Annotated in this window: 17 protein-coding genes; 5 read left to right on the plus strand and 12 right to left on the minus strand. The window is 72.4% G+C overall.

Annotation, left to right across the window (positions count from 1 at the left end; genetic code table 11):
• Positions 1–24: 24 nt before the first annotated feature.
• The 7 genes from ACTWP5_RS02745 to ACTWP5_RS02775 all read right to left on the minus strand — a co-directional run bounded on the left by ACTWP5_RS02745 (position 25) and on the right by ACTWP5_RS02775 (position 7717).
• Complete coding sequence (locus ACTWP5_RS02745) at positions 25–2547, minus strand: NADH-quinone oxidoreductase subunit G (protein ID WP_443219052.1); 2523 nt, start codon at positions 2545–2547, stop codon at positions 25–27.
• Positions 2544–3881, minus strand: coding sequence for an NADH-quinone oxidoreductase subunit NuoF (gene nuoF, locus ACTWP5_RS02750; RefSeq protein WP_443219053.1), 1338 nt, complete (start codon positions 3879–3881; stop codon positions 2544–2546). The genes ACTWP5_RS02745 and nuoF overlap by 4 nt, the downstream gene beginning before the upstream one ends.
• A gap of 1 nt (position 3882) precedes the next feature.
• Entirely contained in the window at positions 3883–4614 is a 732-nt protein-coding gene (nuoE, locus tag ACTWP5_RS02755) for an NADH-quinone oxidoreductase subunit NuoE (protein ID WP_443219325.1), read from the minus strand.
• A gap of 65 nt (positions 4615–4679) precedes the next feature.
• A complete protein-coding gene (locus tag ACTWP5_RS02760; RefSeq protein WP_443219054.1) occupies positions 4680–6017 on the minus strand; it encodes an NADH-quinone oxidoreductase subunit D in 1338 nt (445 codons plus the stop codon).
• A complete protein-coding gene (locus tag ACTWP5_RS02765; protein WP_443219326.1) occupies positions 6017–6733 on the minus strand; it encodes an NADH-quinone oxidoreductase subunit C in 717 nt (238 codons plus the stop codon). Before ACTWP5_RS02765 ends, ACTWP5_RS02760 begins: the two co-directional genes overlap by 1 nt.
• A 26-nt stretch (positions 6734–6759) precedes the next feature.
• Positions 6760–7314, minus strand: a complete 555-nt coding sequence (locus tag ACTWP5_RS02770) for a NuoB/complex I 20 kDa subunit family protein (RefSeq protein ID WP_443219055.1) — start codon at positions 7312–7314, stop codon at positions 6760–6762.
• Between the two features lie 43 nt (positions 7315–7357).
• Positions 7358–7717, minus strand: a complete 360-nt coding sequence (locus tag ACTWP5_RS02775; protein ID WP_443219056.1) for an NADH-quinone oxidoreductase subunit A — start codon at positions 7715–7717, stop codon at positions 7358–7360.
• A gap of 271 nt (positions 7718–7988) precedes the next feature.
• Between ACTWP5_RS02775 and ACTWP5_RS02780 the strand changes: the two genes are divergently transcribed.
• Positions 7989–8771 carry a sulfite exporter TauE/SafE family protein gene (locus ACTWP5_RS02780; RefSeq protein WP_443219057.1) on the plus strand — a complete coding sequence of 261 codons (783 nt, stop codon included), beginning with the start codon at positions 7989–7991 and terminating at the stop codon, positions 8769–8771.
• Positions 8772–9054: 283 nt separating this feature from the next.
• Complete coding sequence (locus tag ACTWP5_RS02785) at positions 9055–9873, plus strand: C40 family peptidase (protein ID WP_443219058.1); 819 nt, start codon at positions 9055–9057, stop codon at positions 9871–9873.
• Positions 9874–10018: 145 nt separating this feature from the next.
• Here the strand turns inward: ACTWP5_RS02785 and ACTWP5_RS02790 are convergent, their stop codons facing one another.
• Both ACTWP5_RS02790 and ACTWP5_RS02795 read right to left on the minus strand, forming a co-directional pair.
• Complete coding sequence (locus ACTWP5_RS02790; protein ID WP_443219059.1) at positions 10019–11353, minus strand: geranylgeranyl reductase family protein; 1335 nt, start codon at positions 11351–11353, stop codon at positions 10019–10021.
• A 30-nt stretch (positions 11354–11383) separates the two neighbouring features.
• Positions 11384–12097 carry a demethylmenaquinone methyltransferase gene (locus ACTWP5_RS02795; protein WP_443219060.1) on the minus strand — a complete coding sequence of 238 codons (714 nt, stop codon included), beginning with the start codon at positions 12095–12097 and terminating at the stop codon, positions 11384–11386.
• 109 nt (positions 12098–12206) lie between these two features.
• Between ACTWP5_RS02795 and ACTWP5_RS02800 the strand changes: the two genes are divergently transcribed.
• A complete protein-coding gene (locus ACTWP5_RS02800; protein ID WP_443219061.1) occupies positions 12207–12662 on the plus strand; it encodes a hypothetical protein in 456 nt (151 codons plus the stop codon).
• A gap of 83 nt (positions 12663–12745) precedes the next feature.
• Here the strand turns inward: ACTWP5_RS02800 and ACTWP5_RS02805 are convergent, their stop codons facing one another.
• Positions 12746–12904 (minus strand): hypothetical protein, encoded by a 159-nt coding sequence (locus ACTWP5_RS02805; protein WP_443219062.1) that lies wholly within the window; start codon positions 12902–12904, stop codon positions 12746–12748.
• 369 nt (positions 12905–13273) lie between these two features.
• On the opposite strand from ACTWP5_RS02805, the gene ACTWP5_RS02810 reads away from it, so the two are divergent.
• Positions 13274–14857 (plus strand): S8 family peptidase, encoded by a 1584-nt coding sequence (locus tag ACTWP5_RS02810; protein ID WP_443219063.1) that lies wholly within the window; start codon positions 13274–13276, stop codon positions 14855–14857.
• Positions 14858–14949: 92 nt separating this feature from the next.
• Here ACTWP5_RS02810 and mqnC read toward each other — a convergent pair whose 3' ends face one another.
• The gene (gene mqnC / locus ACTWP5_RS02815) at positions 14950–16149 is read right to left on the minus strand and encodes a cyclic dehypoxanthinyl futalosine synthase (RefSeq protein ID WP_443219064.1); all 1200 of its coding nucleotides are present in this window, start codon (positions 16147–16149) and stop codon (positions 14950–14952) included.
• A 92-nt stretch (positions 16150–16241) separates the two neighbouring features.
• Positions 16242–17162 carry a menaquinone biosynthetic enzyme MqnA/MqnD family protein gene (locus ACTWP5_RS02820; protein WP_443219065.1) on the minus strand — a complete coding sequence of 307 codons (921 nt, stop codon included), beginning with the start codon at positions 17160–17162 and terminating at the stop codon, positions 16242–16244.
• A gap of 234 nt (positions 17163–17396) precedes the next feature.
• On the opposite strand from ACTWP5_RS02820, the gene ACTWP5_RS02825 reads away from it, so the two are divergent.
• The gene (locus ACTWP5_RS02825) at positions 17397–17600 is read left to right on the plus strand and encodes a cold-shock protein (RefSeq protein WP_120682323.1); all 204 of its coding nucleotides are present in this window, start codon (positions 17397–17399) and stop codon (positions 17598–17600) included.
• Positions 17601–17679 lie beyond the last annotated feature (79 nt).

Consider the following 17679-nt stretch of genomic DNA (forward strand, 5'->3'; position numbering starts at 1 on the left):
ACAGGTCCGCTTCCTGCGCGAGCGTCACCCCGTCACCTCCTCGATGCGAACGACCTGTCCGGGGACGGTGCCCAGGTCGTCGTACACGCCGCCGCCGAGGGAGTTCAGCGGCAGCCACACCACCCGGTCGGGCATCTCACCCGTGACCGCGAGCGGCAGCCGGACCGAGCCGGCCGGGCCGGTGACGGTGATCTCGGCGCCGTGCGCCAGCCCGTTCTCCTCGGCGGTGGCCGGGGAGAGGCGGGCCACGGTCTTCCCGGCGTGGCGGGTGCCGGCGAGCGCGTCGTCGCCCTCCTGGAGCACGCCCTGGTCGAGCAGCAGCCGGTGCCCGGCGAGCACGGCCTCACCCGCGCCGGGGCTGGGCAGGTCCGCGGGGGTGGCGGTGGGGCCGAGCGGCAGCTCCCCCGTCCACTCGGGCAGGCCGTCCAGCTCGCGGCGGATGGTGTGCACGTCGGGCAGCCCGAGGTGGACGTCCATCGCGTCAGCGAGCATCGTCAGCGCGCGGGCGTCGGTCTGGACGTGCCGGCGGGTCATCTGGTCGGGCTTGAGGGCGGCGGTGAACGGCCTGGCGCGGCCCTCCCAGTTGAGGAAGGTGCCGCTCTTCTCGACGGTGGCCGCCACGGGCAGCACGACGTGGGCGCGACGGGTGACCTCGCTGGGCCGCAGCTCCAGGCTGAGCAGGAAGCCGTTCTCGGCCACGGCGTCGAGCGCCTGGCGGGCGCGCGCCGGGTCGGGCAGGTCGGCGACCTCGACGCCCGCGACGACGAGAGCGGTCAGCTCCCCGCCGGCGGCGGCCTCGACGATCTGGCTCGTGTCCCGGCCGGGGGCCTCGGGCAGGGCGGTGACGCCCCAGGCCGTGGCCATCTCCCGCCGGGCGCGGAGGGAGGACTCCGGCCGGCCGCCGGGCAGCAGGCCCGGCAGGGCGCCGGCCTCGATCGCGCCCCGCTCGCCGGCGCGGCGCGGGATCCACACCAGGCTGGCGCCGGTGGCGTTGGCGAGCGCGACGGCGGCGGTGAACGCGCCGGGGACGGCGGCGAGCCGCTCGCCGAGGACGATCACGGCGCCGGGCTGGCGCAGCGCCTCCGCGGCGTCGCGTCCGCGCTCGTCGAGCGCCTCGGCGGAGCCCTCGCGGTCCGCGGCGTGCGCGGCCAGGGCGTCGAGCCAGGCGGGCTCGGTGCCGGGGGCGGCGGCCAGCAGCGTGCCGCCGCTCTTGGCGAGGCCGCGGCTGGCGTGGGTGGCCAGGGCGTAGACCGGCAGGCCCCGGGTGCGGTGGGCCTTGCGGAGGCGGAGGAAGACGCCGGGGGCCTCCTCCTCGGACTCCAGGCCGACCAGCAGCACCGCGGCCGCGGCCTCCAGCCGGGCGTAGGTGACGCCGCCGTCGCCGAGGTCCACGCCGACGCCCGCGACGTGCGAGGCGAGGAACGCGGCCTCCTCCGCGGAGTGGACGCGGGCGCGGAAGTCGATGTCGTTGGTGCCGAGCGCGACGCGGGCGAACTTGGCGTACGCGTAGGCGTCCTCGACGGTGAGCCGGCCGCCCGTCAGGACGGCCGAGCCGCCCGCGGACCGGGCGGCGGCCAGGCCCTCGGCGGCGGCGGCCAGGGCCTCCGGCCAGCTGGCGGGCTGGAGTTCACCGGTCTCGGCGTCGCGCACCAGCGGGGTGGCGAGGCGGTCGGGAGCCTGGGCGTAGCGGAAGGCGAAGCGGCCCTTGTCGCACATCCACTCCTCGTTGACCTCGGGGTCCTCGGCCGCGAGCCGCCGCAGCACCTTGCCGCGGCGGTGGTCGGTGCGGGTGGCGCAGCCGCCGGAGCAGTGCTCGCAGACGCTGGGCGAGGAGGTGAGGTCGAAGGGGCGGGAGCGGAAGCGGTACGCGGCGGAGGTCAGCGCGCCGACCGGGCAGATCTGGATGGTGTTGCCCGAGAAGTACGACTCGAACGGGTCGCCCTCGCCGGTGCCGACCTGCTGGAGGGCGCCGCGCTCCAGCAGCTCGATCATCGGGTCGCCCGCGATCTGGTTGGAGAAGCGGGTGCAGCGGGCGCACAGCACGCAGCGCTCGCGGTCCAGCAGCACCTGGCTGGAGATCGGGACGGGCTTGTCGAAGGTCCGCTTGCGGCCCTCGAAGCGCGTCTCGGGCTCTCCCGTGGACATCGCCTGGTTCTGGAGGGGGCACTCGCCGCCCTTGTCGCAGACGGGGCAGTCCAGCGGGTGGTTGATCAGCAGCAGCTCCATCACGCCGCGCTGTGCCTTCTCCGCCACCGGGGAGGTGAGGTGCGTCCTGACGACCATGCCGTCGGTGCAGGTGATGGTGCACGAGGCCATCGGCTTGCGCTGGCCCTCCACCTCCACGATGCACTGGCGGCAGGCCCCCGCGGGGTCGAGCAGCGGATGGTCGCAGAAGCGGGGAATCTCGATGCCGAGCTGCTCGGCGGCGCGGATCACCAGCGTGCCCTTGGGCACGGAGACCTCGATGCCGTCGATGGTGACCGTGACCAGGTCCTCGGGCGGCACCGCCTGTCCACCCGGCGGGGTGGCCTCGGTGGTGACCGTCATGCGTTCACCTCCTGGGTCTGGGTGTGGTGGCTGTCGGCCCAGACGGTGGAGCGGGCCGGGTCGAACGGGCAGCCGCGCTGGGTGATGTGCCGCTCGTACTCCTCGCGGAAGTGCGTGAGGGAGGAGGCGATGCAGGCGGCGGCTCCGTCGCCGAGCGCGCAGAAGGACTTGCCGTTGATGTTGTCGGCGATGTCCGCGATCTTGTCGATGTCGCTGAGCAGGCCCTTGCCGGCCTCGATGTCGCGCAGCAGCTGCACCAGCCAGTACGTGCCCTCGCGGCAGGGGGTGCACTTGCCGCAGGACTCGTGGGCGTAGAACTCGGTCCAGCGGGTGACGGCGCGGACCACGCACGTGGTCTCGTCGAAGACCTGGAGGGCCTTGGTGCCGAGCATGGACCCGGCGGCCATGCAGCCCTCGTAGTCCAGCGGCATGTCGAGGTGCTCGTCGGTCAGCATCGGCGTGGAGGAGCCGCCCGGGGTCCAGAACTTCAGGCGGTGGCCGGGGCGGATGCCGCCGGAGAGGTCGAGCAGCTCGCGCAGGGTGACGCCGAGCGGCGCCTCGTACTGGCCGGGGTTCGCGACGTGGCCCGAGAGGGAGTAGAGCGTGAAGCCGGGGGACTTCTCGCTCCCCATGGAGCGGAACCACTCCTTGCCGCGGTCGATGATGGCCGGGACGGAGGCGATGGACTCGACGTTGTTCACCACGGTGGGGCAGGCGTAGAGGCCGGCCACGGCGGGGAACGGGGGCCGCAGGCGGGGCTGGCCGCGGCGGCCCTCCAGGGAGTCGAGCAGCGCCGTCTCCTCACCGCAGATGTACGCGCCGGCGCCGGCGTGGACGGTGAGGGTGAGGTCCTTGCCGGGACCGAGGGCGTCCTTGCCGAGGTACCCGGCCTCGTACGCCTCGGCGACGGCGGCGTGCAGGCGGCGCAGCACCGGCACGACCTCGCCGCGCAGGTAGATGAAGGCGTGGGAGGAGCGGATGGCGTGGCAGGCGATCGCGATGCCCTCGATGAGGGAGTGCGGGTTCGCGTACAGGAGCGGGATGTCCTTGCAGGTGCCGGGCTCGGACTCGTCGGCGTTGACGACGAGGTAGTGCGGCTTGTCGTCGCCCTGCGGGATGAACTGCCACTTCATGCCCGTGGGGAAGCCGGCGCCGCCGCGGCCGCGCAGGCCGGAGTCCTTCACGTAGGCGATGACGTCGTCCGGGGCCATGGCCAGGGCCTTGCCCAGGCCCCGGTAGCCGCCGTGGGCGCGGTAGACCCCGAGGGTCCAGGAGTCCGCCTCGTCCCAGAACTCGCTGAGGACGGGGGCGAGCAGCTTGTCGGGTGCGGCCATGTCAGTTGCCCTCCTCCTGCGGCTCGGCGCCGGCGCCGTTCTCGGTGGCGGGGCGCGGCACGGCGGGGCGGGTGCCCTCGCCCTTGGCCAGGCGCAGGCCGGCGAGCGAGGCGGCGCCGCCGCTGCCGCCGGCGTGGACCGCGTCGGGGCGCTCGTCGGGGAAGCCGGCGAGGACGCGGGCGGTCTTCCTGAAGTCGCAGAGCGGGGCGCCGCGCGTGGGGGTGACGGTGCGTCCGGCGCGCAGGTCGTCGACGAGGCGGATGGCGGACTCGGGGGTGGCGTTGTCGAAGAACTCCCAGTTGACCATCAGCACGGGGGCGTAGTCGCAGGCCGCGTTGCACTCGATGTGCTCCAGCGTGACCTTGCCGTCCTCCGTGGTCTCGCCGTTGCCGATGCCGAGGTGGCGCTGGAGGGTGGCGAAGATCTCGTCGCCGCCGAGGACCGCGCACAGGGTGTTGGTGCAGACCCCGACCTGGTAGTCGCCCGAGGGCTTGCGCCGGTACATGGAGTAGAACGTGGCCACGGCCGTGACCTCGGCGGTGGTCAGGTCCAGCACCTCGGCGCAGAACGCGACGCCGGTGCGGGTGACGTGTCCCTCCTCGGACTGCACCAGGTGCAGCAGCGGCAGCAGCGCGGAGCGGCTGTCGGGGTACCGGGCGATCACCTCGCGCGCGTCGGCCTCCAGCCGGGCGCGCACCTCGTCCGGGTACGGCTCGGCGGGCAGCTGCGGCATGCCCAGGTGGACACCGGCGGCCCCTGGCGCGGGCCCGCCCGCGGGTCCGCCCGCAGATACGTCGGTCACCGGTCAACGCCTCCCATCACGGGGTCGATGGACGCCACCGCGACGATGACGTCGGCGACCATGCCGCCCTCGCACATCGCGGCCATGGTCTGGAGGTTGGTGAAGGAGGGGTCGCGGAAGTGGACCCGGTACGGGCGGGTGCCGCCGTCGCTGACCACGTGGACGCCGAGCTCGCCCTTGGGGGACTCGACGGCGGTGTACACCTGGCCGGCCGGCACCCGGAAGCCCTCGGTCACCAGCTTGAAGTGGTGGATGAGGGCCTCCATGGAGGTGCCCATGATGTTCTTGATGTGGTCGAGCGAGTTGCCCAGGCCGTCGGGGCCGAGGGCGAGCTGCGCGGGCCAGGCGATCTTCTTGTCCCCGACCATGACGGGGCCCGGCTCCAGCCGCTCGATGCACTGCTCGACGATGCGCAGCGACTGCCGCATCTCCTCCAGGCGCAGCAGGAAGCGGCCGTAGGAGTCGCAGGTGTCGGTGGTGGGGACCTCGAAGTCGTAGGTCTCGTACCCGCAGTACGGGTCGGTCTTGCGCAGGTCGTGCGGGAGGCCGGCGGAGCGGAGGATGGGTCCGGTGGCGCCGAGCGCGAGGCAGCCGGCGAGGTCGAGGTACCCGACGTCCTTCAGGCGCGCCTTGAAGACCGGGTTGTGGGTGGCGAGCTTGTCGTACTCGACGAGGTTCTTCCGCATCGTCGCGATGAACTCGCGCAGCGCGTCGATCGCGCCGGGCGGCAGGTCCTGGGAGAGGCCGCCGGGGCGGATGTACGCGTGGTTCATCCGCAGGCCGGTGATGAGCTCGAAGACGTCCAGGCACAGCTCGCGGTCGCGGAAGCCGTAGATCATGACGGTGGAGGCGCCGAGCTCCATGCCGCCGGTGGCGATGGCCACCAGGTGGGAGGAGAGGCGGTTGATCTCCATCAGCATCACGCGGATGACGCTCGCCCGGTCGGGGATGTCGTCGGTGATCCCGAGCAGCCGCTCCACGGCGAGGCAGTACGCCGCCTCGTTGAAGAACGGCGTCAGGTAGTCCATGCGCGTGACGAACGTGGTGCCCTGCGTCCACGTGCGGTACTCGAGGTTCTTCTCGATGCCGGTGTGGAGGTAACCGATGCCCGCGCGGGCCTCGGTGACCGTCTCGCCGTCGATCTCCAGGATGAGCCGGAGCACGCCGTGGGTGGAGGGGTGCTGCGGGCCCATGTTGACGACGATGCGCTCGTCGTCGGTGGCGGCCGCGGCGCGGGCCACCTCGTCCCAGTCCCCGCCGGTGACGGTGTAGACGGTGCCTTCTGTGGTCTCCCGCGCGCCGGCAGGGGCGGTGGGGTGGGTGGGAGCAGACATCAGGAGTACGACCTCCGCTGGTCGGGTGCGGGGATCTGGGCGCCCTTGTACTCGACGGGGATGCCGCCCAGCGGGTAGTCCTTGCGCTGCGGGTGACCCTGCCAGTCGTCCGGCATCATGATCCGCGTCAGCGCCGGGTGGCCGTCGAAGACGATGCCGAAGAAGTCGTAGGTCTCGCGCTCGTGCCAGTCGTTGGTCGGGTAGACGTCGACGACCGAGGGGATGTGCGGGTCGGCGTCGGGGGCGCTGACCTCCAGCCGGATCAGCCGGCCGTGGGTCAGGGAGCGCAGGTGGTACACCGCGTGCAGCTCGCGGCCCACGTCGGTCGGGTTGTGCACGCCGCTGACGCCGGTGCACAGCTCGAAGCGGAGGGCGGGGTCGTCGCGGAGGGTGCGGGCCACGCGGGGGAGGTGTTCGCGGGCGATGTGGAGGGTCATCTCGCCGCGGTCGATCACGGTCCGCTCGATGGCCTGCTCCGGGTCGACGCCCTGCTCCTCCAGCGCGCCCTCCAGCTCGTCGGCGACCTCGTCGAAGTACCCGCCGTAGGGGCGGGCGCTCGGGCCGGGCATGCGGACGGTGCGGCGCAGGCCGCCGTAGCCGGAGGTGTCGCCGCCGTTGTTCGCGCCGAACATGCCGCGGCGGCGGGCGATGGTCTCGCCGGCTCCGCCGCTGGGGGCGGGGGCGGCGTCGCCGTTTGTGCTTGTGTTCCCGTTCACCTGGTCGTTCGCGTCCCTGGCGTCGCTCACCGCAGCAGCCCCTTCATCTCCAGCGTCGGGAGGGCCTTGCGGGCCGCCTCCTCCGCCTCGCGGGCAGCCTGCTCACGGTTGATCCCGAGCTTTTCCTCGCGAATCTTGGCGTGCAGTTTGAGAATCGAGTCCATGAGCATTTCCGGGCGCGGTGGGCATCCCGGGAGGTAGATGTCGACGGGCACGACGTGGTCGACGCCCTGGACGATGGAGTAGTTGTTGAACATGCCGCCGGAGGAGGCGCACACGCCCATCGAGATGACCCACTTCGGATTCGGCATCTGGTCGTAGACCTGCCGCAGCACGGGCGCCATCTTCTGGCTGACGCGGCCGGCGACGATCATGAGGTCGGCCTGGCGGGGCGAGCCGCGGAAGACCTCCATGCCGAAGCGGGCGAGGTCGTACCGGCCGGCTCCGGTGGTCATCATCTCGATCGCGCAGCAGGCGAGACCGAAGGTGGCGGGGAAGACCGAGGACTTCCTGGCGAGCCCGGCCAGGTTCTCGACGGTGTCGAGCAGAAATCCGCCGGGGATTTTGTCTTCGAGGCCCATCAGCGATTCCCTTCTCGCCGTTCGCTCAGTGTCGTCAGTGTTCTCAGTCCCATTCGAGACCTCCCCGACGCCAGTCGTACGCGTAAGCAACACCGATCAGGCCGACAAAGACAAGCATCTGCACGAGCCCGAACATCCCGAGCGCCTCGAAGTGCACGGCCCAGGGATAGAGAAAGACGATCTCGATGTCGAAGACGATGAAGAGCATCGCCGTGAGGTAGTACTTCACGGGGAAGCGCCCGCCGCCGGCGGGCTGGGGAGTGGGCTCGACGCCGCACTCATAGGCCGCGAGCTTCGCCCTGTTGTACCGCTTGGGACCCACCAGAGCGGCGGCGACCAGGGAGAACACGACAAAGCCGAGCCCGAGGGCACCGAGCACGAGGATCGGAACGTACGCGTTCACGCACCTCGCTCCTTCCAGTCAACGGCGACTTCCTGCACGACGACCACTTCAAGATCATCATTATGTGAGTCAGTTCACAAGGCTGCGAGCATCCTAAGCCCCTGGCCTGTGACCTTCGACACGGGGGTCCCCCTAAGGGCTGTGATCTCTCCCACCGTTCGCCCCGAAACACCTTTCGGCGCACCGAACGCGCCGAACCGGTCACGCAGTGCGCCGGTTTCCCGCATAATCCGGTCGGTCGCGCGCGGAGGGTCGTTTACGGTTGCCGACCGTGGCAGACATCACCCTCACGGCGGCCGTCGTGCTGTGCGTCGCCGCCCTGGCGGCCGGCTGGATCGACGCCGTCGTGGGAGGCGGCGGGCTCCTCCTCCTTCCCGCCCTCCTCCTCGGCCTCCCCGCCGACCAGCCGCCCACCGACGCGCTCGGCACCAACAAGGCCGTCGCCGTCACCGGCACCTCGATGGCCGCCGTCACCTACGCGCGCACCGGCGCCCTCGACGTGCGCCGCGCGCTCCGGCTCGCCGCGCTGGCCACGTGCGCCTCGGCGGGCGGCGCGGCCTTCGCCTCGGCGATCGACAAGGACGTGCTGCAACCGCTGATCATGGTGCTGCTGCTGGGCGTGGCGGCGTTCGTCGTCCTCCGGCCACACTTCGGCACCGTGGTGGACGAGCGTCCCCCCTCGCGCCGCCGGGCCATGGCCGCCCTCGCCGTCGTGGGCGTCGGCATCGCCTTCTACGACGGCCTCGTGGGCCCCGGCACCGGCACGTTCCTCGTCATCGGCCTGGTGGCCCTCCTGCGCCTGGACATGCTCGCCGCGACGGCCACCGCGAAGGTCGTGAACGTGGGCACGAACCTCGGCGCGCTGGCCGTCTTCACCGCCCTCGGCTCGGTGCTGTGGCAGCTGGCGCCGTTCATGGCCGTCTTCAACGTGCTCGGCGGCTGGCTCGGCGCCCGCATGGCGCTCCGGCGCGGCAGCGGCTTCGTCCGGGTGGTGCTGCTGGTGGTCGTCACCGCCCTCGTCGCGCGGCTCGCGTACGACCAGTGGTGGGCGTGACGCCGCCACGGCGGAACGTGACCTGGGCGTGACAAACACCACTGCGCCGTCCCGTTACCTCGTGGCAACGTTGAGGAGACGGCCGGTCGCGTGTTAGGCATCCGCCATCCACCCGACAATACGGACACCATGCAGGACAGGGCCGTACAACGCCACGAAGGCCCACCAGCCGCGCGAAGCGGCATTACGGACAAACATCCAGCCAGGGGCCTCCTTACCGGCTGGTTGTGGCGCACTCCACAGGAATTGAGATCAACCCGGGGTGCTGGTAGCCAGAGATCCCATGTCCGCTCTCCGTTCCTCGATACGTTCGCCGCTCGGCGGCTCGCACGGCCGGCACCGCAAGCCGAAGACCGGCCGCCGGGCAGGCGCCGCCCGGCTGCTGCGCGGTGGTCTGCTGACCAGCGTCGCCGGCACCGTCGCGGTCACCTCCGCCCCCCCGGCCTCCGCCGAGGGGCCCACCGAGACGACCGCAGAACTCCCCACCCTCCCGAGCCTCGACCTCGACGCCGTGGTGTCCGACAGCGCCATCCGCGCCGCCGCCGCCACCCAGGACTACGTCACCGACGCGGTGGCCCGCGAGGCCACCGAGGAGGCCGAGCAGCGCGCCGTCGAGGACGCGCGGCGCGAGGCGGCGGAGCGCCGCGAGCGCGAGGAGGCCCGGCGCGCCGCCGCGGCCGAGGCCGAGGCCGCCGCCGAGGAGGAGCGCCTCGCCTCCGCCGAGTCCGCGCCCCCGGCGGCGAGCGGCGGCAGCGGCGGCTCGGTGGTCTCCTACATCCTCTCCCAGCTGGGCGACGCCTACGGCCTCGGCTCGGTCGGCCCCGACGCCTGGGACTGCTCCAGCCTCGTCCAGGCGGCCTACGCCTCCGTCGGCGTCTCGCTGCCCCGCACGGCCGCCGAGCAGTCGGTGGCGGGCACACAGGTCTCCCTCGACGCCCTCCAGCCCGGGGACATCCTCTACTGGGGCGGCGCCGGCAGCGCCTACCACGTGGCCGTCTACGTCGGCGGCGGCTCCTTCGTGGGGGCCCAGAACTCCTCGACCGGCGTCGTCGAGCGCACCCTCGACTGGGACCCGCCCACGGGAGCGGTCCGCGTGATGTGACGCGGCGGGCCTCCCGGCCCCGCCGTCGTCCCGGCGCACCCGACCCGGCGCACGTCCACACCGTTCACCGTTCTCCACAGCCGTTCGGCCCCGCCCCGGTCATCCGGGGCGGGGCCGAACGCTGTGGAGGGTGCTCCCGCGGCGTCTACGCCCGGGGGGTGACCTTCGTCAGCCCGTTGATCAGGCGGTCCATCGCGTCCCCGCCCGTCGGGTCCGTGAGGTTCGCCAGGAGCTTGAGCACGAAACGCATCAACACCGGGTGGCTCAGGCCGTGCTCGGCGGCCAGCCGCATCACCTTCGCGTTGCCGATGACGCGGACGAACGCCCGGCCCAGCGTGTAGTACCCGCCGTAGGTGTCCTTCAGGGCCTTGGGGTACCCGCGCAGCGCCAGCTCCCGCTGGTACGGGGTCTGCCGGGCCAGGGCCTGGCCCACGACCTCGGCGGCGAGGCGGCCCGACTCCATGGCGTACGCGATGCCCTCACCGTTGAACGGGTTGACCAGGCCGCCGGCGTCGCCGACGAGCAGCAGGCCGCGGGCGTAGTGCGGCTTGCGGTTGAACGCCATCGGCAGCGCCGCGCCGCGGATCGGGCCCGTCATGTTGTCCGGCGTGAAGCCCCACTCCTCCGGCATCCCCGCGCACCAGGTGCGCAGCACCTCGCGCCAGTCGAGGTCCTTGAAGGCGGGCGAGCTGTTCAGCACGCCGAGCCCGACGTTCGAGGTGCCGTCGCCCATGCCGAAGACCCAGCCGTACCCCGGCAGCAGGCGCTCCTGCCCGCCGCGCCGGTCCCACAGCTCCAGCCAGGACTCCAGGTAGTCGTCGTCGTGGCGCGGGGTCGTGAAGTACGTGCGCACCGCCACGCCCATGGGCCGGGCCGGGTCGCGGTGCATGCCCATGGCCAGGGACAGGCGCGTGGAGTTCCCGTCGGCGGCGATCACGAGCGGCGCGCGGAAGGTGACCTGCCGCTTCTCCTCGCCGAGCTTGGCGACCACGCCGGTGATGCGGCCCGTACGCTCGTCCCGCACGGGGCCGGTGACGTTGCACCGCTCCAGCATGCGGGCGCCGGCCTTCTCCGCCTGACGGGCCAGCTGCTCGTCGAAGTCGTCGCGCTTGCGTACGAGTCCGTAGTCCGGGTACGAGGCGAGCTGCGGCCAGTCCAGCTCCAGGCGGTGGGAGCCGCTGATGATCCGCAGGCCCTTGTTCCGCAGCCACCCCGCCTCCTCGGAGACGTCGATGCCCATGGCCACCAGCTGCTTGACGGCGCGTGGGGTGAGGCCGTCGCCGCAGACCTTCTCGCGCGGGAAGGCCGTCTTCTCCAGCAGCAGCACGTCGAGGCCCGACCTGGCCAGGTGGTAGGCGGTCGTGGCTCCGGACGGCCCGGCGCCGACGACGATGACGTCGGCGGTGTCCTGCGAGGCGGCGTTCCCGGGGTTCGCGTCGTTCTCGGGCGCAACGGTCTCTGTCACGGTCGGTGCTCCCATCCCTCCGGCTGTGGCGCAGCGCGCCCGAGTCTACGGTGTCGTCCCTGGCCCGGCGCTGTTGAACCCCCGGTGAAGGGCGACGATGCCCCCCGAGAGGTTCCGCCAGGCGACGTGGCTCCAGCCGGCACCGACCAGCCGCGCGGCCAGTGCCGGCTGGTCGGGCCAGGCGCGGATCGACTCGGCGAGGTAGACGTAGGCGTCGGGGTTGCTCGCCACGCGCCGGGCCACGCCGGGCAGCGCCCGCATCAGGTACTCGCTGTAGGCGGTGCGCAGCGGCGCCCACGTGGGATGGCTGAACTCGCACACCACCAGCCGCCCGCCGGGGCGCGTCACCCGCCGCATCTCCCGCAGCGCGGCGTCGGTGTCGTGGACGTTCCGCAGGCCGAAGGAGATGGTGACGGCGTCGAAGGAGCCGTCGGCGAACGGCAGGCGCGTGGCGTCGCCGGCGGTGAACGGGAGCCACGGCACGCGCCGCTTGCCCTCCGTCAGCATGCCGAGGCTGAAGTCACACGGCACGGTGTACGCCCCGGCGGCGGCGAACGGCTCCGTGGAGGTCCCGGTCCCGGCCGCCAGGTCCAGCACCAGCTGGCCGGGGCGCGCGTCCACCGCCCGGGTGGTGGCGCGCCGCCAGAGCCGGTTCTGGCCGAGAGCCAGCACGTCGTTGGTCAGGTCGTAGCGCGCGGCGACGGTGTCGAACATCGCGCGCACCTCGTGGGGCTGCTTCGCCAGGGTCGCTCGGGTCACGCGGCCCATTCTGCCTGCCCTCCTCCGGCCTGCCGCGATTGACCCGTTCGAGTGACTTGCCGGGGCACGAGGGCGAGCCTCGCGCGCCCGAGCAACTACGGTGCGTTCCATGACCGGTTCCCACCGTGCCCCGTCCCGCCGTCTCTCCCGCGCCCTCCCCCGCCCCGTCTCCCGTGGCCTGTCCCGCGTCCTCGTCGTGGCGACGGCGGGCGGCGGCGCGGTGCTCGTCTCGGCCGGTGGCGCCTCGGCCGAGTTCATCCCGAGGGATCTGGGCGCCGGCACACTGCCGATCGTGACGGGGACCGTCGAGGACAGCCTGGCCACCGTCTCCGACGCCACGACGCACGCCGTCGCGCCCGCGCTCGGCCTCCAGCTCAACCCGCTGGCGGGCACCACCACCGATCCGCTGACGAACTCGGCGGGCACCCAGATCGCCGACTTCCGCCCGCTCTCCACGGAGCTGCTGACCGGGCCGCTCTCCGACGGCGCCTCCCTGTCGACGCTCCCGGGCGAGCTGTTGAACGGCCTCACGGGCGGGGGCGACGGGGACGCGGCCGGCGGCTGAGCGCCCGGGGCCCCGTCGGCGGGGCGGCACGGTGCGGTGCGGTGGCCTGCGCGGTCGCCGCCGCCGGCGCTCACTCCTCGCGCTCACTCCTCGCGCTCGGCCTCCCGCTCCGCCAGCTCCTCCCGCTCCTCCAGCATCGCCGCCTCGTGGATCTCGGTGACCAGGGCGCGCGCCTCGGACTCGTCGATGGCGCCGCCCGCGAGCTCCACGAGTCGTTCCGTGAACACGTCGATCGATTGCATGAAGTCCGTCATAGGGCCATTGCACCCCGGGGCACGGCCGTCGGCAGCTTGACCGCGCCCGTCCGGAAACCGCCCGGCGCGGCACCGCCCTCCCCCGCACCACACGCCACTCCCGCACCAGCGGCGGAAACCGGCACACAGGAGCAAACCGGCACCAACACGGATCCAGCAACAGGGATTGAGCCGGCAAAACTCACGGTCACTCATGTAACAAGCAGATGAAAAATCTTCACATCGCAGCCATCGCGAGCGCTCATCCTCTTGTGAACTCGGCGCGGTTCAGCCACCGTTGGGCGACGGCTTGTCATGCGCATGCATCGATCAGCCGTGTGCGAACCCCCACCACCATCCACGAGGAGGACCCCTCTGATGGCGTTCCCCATCACCCTCCGGAGACGGCGCACCGCCGGGCTCGGCGCCGCCACCGTGGCCGCCGCCGCCCTGGCGCTCGGCGTCATGCCCGCGACCTCGGCCGGAGCGGCCGAGCAACCGGAGGGCACGATCCTGTACGCCGACGCCCCCAACGCGGTCGACGGCTCCTACGTCGTCACACTCCACGCGAGTAGACTCCAGGCCGAGACCGCCGCCGGCACCTCACTCGCCGAGCGGTACGGCGCCGAGATCACCCACACCTACACGGCCGCGCTCAACGGCTACGCCATCGAGGCGTCGGAGGCGGAGGCCAGGCGTCTGGCCGCCGACCCCGCCGTCGCCTCGGTCGTGCAGGACCGTACGTTCACCATCCAGGGCACCCAGCCCAACCCGCCCTCCTGGGGCCTCGACCGCCTCGACCAGGCGGAGCTGCCCCTCGACCGCAGCTACACCTACCCCGACAGCGCGGGCGAGGGCGTCACGGCGTACATCATCGACACCGGCGTGCGCATCACGCACGGCGACTTCGGCGGGCGCGCGTCCTACGGCTACGACGCGGTCGACGGCGACACCACGGCGCAGGACGGCAACGGCCACGGCACGCACGTCGCCGGCACCGTCGCGGGCTCGGCCTACGGCGTCGCGAAGAACGCCGACATCGTCGCCGTCCGCGTGCTGAACAACGCGGGCTCCGGCACGACGGCCGGCGTCATCGCCGGCGTCGACTGGGTGACGGAGAACGCGCAGCACCCGGCCGTCGCGAACATGAGCCTCGGCGGCGGCGTCGACGCCAGCCTCGACCAGGCCGTCCGCAACTCCATAGCCTCCGGCGTCACCTACACCCTCGCCGCCGGCAACGACAACGTCGACGCCTCGCGCTCCTCCCCCGCCCGCGTGACGGAGGCCATCACGGTCGGCTCCTCCACCAGCACCGACGCCCGCTCGTCGTTCTCCAACTACGGCAGCGTCCTGGACCTGTTCGCACCCGGCTCCTCCATCACCTCCGCCTGGCACACCAGCGACAGCGCGTCCAACACCATCTCCGGCACCTCGATGGCGGCCCCCCACGTCGCGGGCGCGGCGGCGCTCCACCTCGCGGAGAACCCGGACGACACGCCCGCGCAGGTCGCGAGCGCGCTGACCGGCTCGGCAGTCTCCGGGAACATCAGCAACCCCGGCACCGGCTCGCCGAACCGGCTGCTCAACGTCGGCGAGGGCGGCGGTACCCCGCCGGACCCGGGCCCGTCGTTCGACAACACCACGGCGTACCGCATCAGCGACCACGCCACGGTGGAGTCGACGATCACGGTCAGCGGGATCGACGGCAACGGCCCGGCCTCGCTGGGCGTCCCCGTGAACATCTCGCACACCTACATCGGCGACCTCACGGTCGAGCTGGAGGCCCCCAACGGCACCGTCTTCACCCTGGCCGCGCGCCAGGGCGGCAGCGCCAACGACATCCTCACCACCTACGCGGTGAACGCCTCGTCCGTCCCCGCCAACGGCACGTGGACCCTGCGCGTGACCGACAGCGCCACCTACGACACCGGCACCCTCAACAGCTGGGGCCTGCGCTTCTGACCGAAGGCAGACACGCGCGGCCCTGACATGACGCGCCGCGGCTCCGGGCCATCGCCCTCGGAGCCGCGGCGTTCGCCGTGGGGAGCCCCCGGTCAGGGCGTGGCGAGCTTCAGCTCCGGGTGGGCCGTGCCGCCCTCGATGGCGGTGGAGGAGAGGTGGGAGACGACCCGCTCGTCCACCGGGTCGTCGGCCGGGTCGTCGTGGACGCGCAGGTGCTCGTAGGTGGTGGAGCGCTGGGCGGGGACGCGGCCCGCGCCGCGGATGAGGGAGATGAGCTCCAGCAGGTTGGAGCGGTGCCGGGCGCCGGCGGAGGAGACGACGTTCTCCTCCAGCATCACCGAGCCGAGGTCGTCCGCCCCGTAGTGCAGGGTCAGCTGGCCGACGTCCTTGCCCGTGGTGAGCCACGAGCCCTGGATGTGGGCCACGTTGTCGAGGAAGAGCCGCGCGACGGCGATCATCCGCAGGTACTCGAAGAGCGTGGCCTGGGTCTGGCCGCGGAGCTTGTTGTTCTGCGGCTGGTACGTGTACGGGATGAAGGCGCGGAAGCCGCCGGTGCGGTCCTGCACGTCGCGGATCATGCGCAGGTGCTCGACGCGCTCGGCGTTCGTCTCGCCGGTGCCCATCAGCATCGTGGTCGTGGACTCGACGCCGAGGCGGTGCGCCGTCTCCATGATGTCCAGCCAGCGCTCGCCCGACTCCTTCAGCGGCGCGATGGCCTGGCGCGGCCGGGCCGGCAGCAGCTCGGCGCCGGCGCCGGCGAACGAGTCGAGGCCGGCGGCGCTGAGCCGTTCGATGGCCTCCTCCACCGTCACGCCGGACACGGTGGCCATGTGGGCCACCTCGGAGGCGCCGAGGGAGTGGATCACGAGCTGCGGGAAGGCCGCCTTGATCGCGGAGAAGTGGCGCTCGTAGTACTCGACGCCGAAGTCGGGGTGGTGCCCGCCCTGGAACATGATCTGGGTGCCGCCGAGCTCGACGGTCTCCGCGCAGCGCCGCAGGATGTCCTCCAGCGAGCGGACCCAGACGTCCTCGCTCTTGGGCGCCGCGTAGAAGGCGCAGAACTTGCACGCCGTGACACAGGCGTTGGTGTAGTTGATGTTCCGTTCGATGATGTACGTCGCGATGTGCTCCGTGCCGGCGTAACGGCGGCGGCGCACGGCGTCGGCGGCCTGGCCCAGCGCGTGCAGCGGGGCGGAGCGGTACAGCTCCAGCGCCTCGTCCGGCGTGATGCGTCCCCCGTCGGCGGCGCGGTCGAGCACGGACTGCGTGGCACGCTGCGTGGCAACCTGCATGGAACGGCCTCCCGGGTGACGGCTGGCGGCTGGGCGAGCGACGGACGCGTGACGGAACCCGACCGGACCAGCGTACGCGTCCCGTTTTCCGGCTATTCCACCCGGTCGGGGGGCCCGTCGGCCGGCTGGTGGGCCGGCTGGTCCGCGGGGCCGCCGGTGGCGGGGTCGAGCAGCGTGACGGCGCCCTGGGCGCCGATCCTGCGGGCGAACTCGGCGGCGCCCGCCAGCTGGCGGGGCCCGAGCCGGTAGTCCAGCGTCGTGAAGTACCGCTCCAGCGCCTCGGCGTCGAACGCCTCCCAGCGGGCCGCCTGCTCGGCCACCTTGGTGACCTCCTGGAGCGACAGGTCGCGCGAGGCCAGGAACGCGCGGTGCACCTCGCGCACCGTGGCGGGCTCGCGGCGCAGGTACTCCCGGCGGACGGCCCAGACCGCGAAGACGAACGGCAGCCCCGTCCACTCCCGCCACATCCGGCCCAGGTCGTGGACGGCCAGGCCCAGGCGGGGGGCGTCGTGGAGGCTGGCCCGCAGCGCGACGTCCCCGATCAGGACGGCGGCGTCGGCCTCCTGCATCATCACGCCGAGGTCGGGCGGGCAGGTGTAGTACTCGGGGGCGACCCCGTACCGCTCGGTGAGCAGCAGCCGCGCCAGGCGCACGGAGGTGCGGGAGGTGGAGCCGAGCGCGACGCGCGCCCCGTCGAGCTCCGCGAGCGGCCGTTGCGAGACGATCACGCAGGACATGACGTCGCCGTCGCAGCCCACGGCGATCTCGGGGAGGGCGAGCAGCTCGTCGGCGTGACGCAGGTAGTCCACGAGGGAGACCGGGCCGATGTCGAGCTCGCCGGCCGCCAGGCGCTCCCCCAGGCGCTCGGGGGTGTCCTTCGCCAGGTCCACGTCGAGCAGGCTGCCGGTGCGCGCGAGGCCCCAGTAGAGGGGGAGGCAGTTGAGGAACTGGATGTGGCCGACGCGCGGACGGATTGGCGGGACGGTAGGGGGGTCTGGTGGGTTAGGTCTCACGTCTCGGAGGGTACGCCTGTGATCGTGCGAGCCTGCGGCGGGGGACGGATCAAGCCCGCCCCGGCCGACACGCAGCGTGCTAGGCTCGTGAGGAGTTGCAGTTTGGTTTCCCTTGCAGTACGAGCCTGCGGAGCATGTGACCGCGGGCTTTCGTCGTTTTCAGGCTTCATGCAGCATTCATGCGGTTTGCGGTTCTGGAGCAGGGCGACCCTTTCAGGCCCCAGGAGGGTTTAGATGGCTACCGGAACCGTGAAGTGGTTCAACGCTGAAAAGGGCTTTGGCTTCATCGCCCAGGACGGCGGCGGCCCCGATGTCTTCGTCCACTACTCCGCGATCAACGCCACCGGCTTCCGTTCGCTGGAGGAGAGCCAGACGGTGACCTTCGACGTCACGCAGGGCCCGAAGGGCCCGCAGGCGGAGAACGTCACGATCGTCTGACGTCACCGAGTAACACCACACGGGCCCCCGGTCACGGCCGGGGGCTCCGTCGTGTGCGCGGGCGCCTCCCCCGTGGTGC

This window comes from Streptomyces sp. 4N509B (assembly GCF_052245655.1).
GTDB lineage: Bacteria > Actinomycetota > Actinomycetes > Streptomycetales > Streptomycetaceae > Streptomyces.

Excerpts from the sequence above, each read along its gene's own strand:
- ACTWP5_RS02785 (WP_443219058.1), top strand. The coding sequence starts at position 9,055 with ATGTCCGCTCTCCGTTCCTCGATACGTTCGCCGCTCGGCGGCTCGCAC.
- nuoE (WP_443219325.1), bottom strand. The coding sequence starts at position 4,614 with ATGCCGCAGCTGCCCGCCGAGCCGTACCCGGACGAGGTGCGCGCCCGG.
- ACTWP5_RS02805 (WP_443219062.1), bottom strand. The coding sequence starts at position 12,904 with ATGCAATCGATCGACGTGTTCACGGAACGACTCGTGGAGCTCGCGGGC.
- ACTWP5_RS02825 (WP_120682323.1), top strand. The coding sequence starts at position 17,397 with ATGGCTACCGGAACCGTGAAGTGGTTCAACGCTGAAAAGGGCTTTGGC.
- ACTWP5_RS02760 (WP_443219054.1), bottom strand. The coding sequence starts at position 6,017 with ATGTCTGCTCCCACCCACCCCACCGCCCCTGCCGGCGCGCGGGAGACC.
- ACTWP5_RS02770 (WP_443219055.1), bottom strand. The coding sequence starts at position 7,314 with ATGGGCCTCGAAGACAAAATCCCCGGCGGATTTCTGCTCGACACCGTC.
- ACTWP5_RS02790 (WP_443219059.1), bottom strand. The coding sequence starts at position 11,353 with ATGGGAGCACCGACCGTGACAGAGACCGTTGCGCCCGAGAACGACGCG.
- nuoF (WP_443219053.1), bottom strand. The coding sequence starts at position 3,881 with ATGGCCGCACCCGACAAGCTGCTCGCCCCCGTCCTCAGCGAGTTCTGG.
- ACTWP5_RS02810 (WP_443219063.1), top strand. The coding sequence starts at position 13,274 with ATGGCGTTCCCCATCACCCTCCGGAGACGGCGCACCGCCGGGCTCGGC.
- ACTWP5_RS02745 (WP_443219052.1), bottom strand. The coding sequence starts at position 2,547 with ATGACGGTCACCACCGAGGCCACCCCGCCGGGTGGACAGGCGGTGCCG.
- mqnC (WP_443219064.1), bottom strand. The coding sequence starts at position 16,149 with ATGCAGGTTGCCACGCAGCGTGCCACGCAGTCCGTGCTCGACCGCGCC.
- ACTWP5_RS02800 (WP_443219061.1), top strand. The coding sequence starts at position 12,207 with ATGACCGGTTCCCACCGTGCCCCGTCCCGCCGTCTCTCCCGCGCCCTC.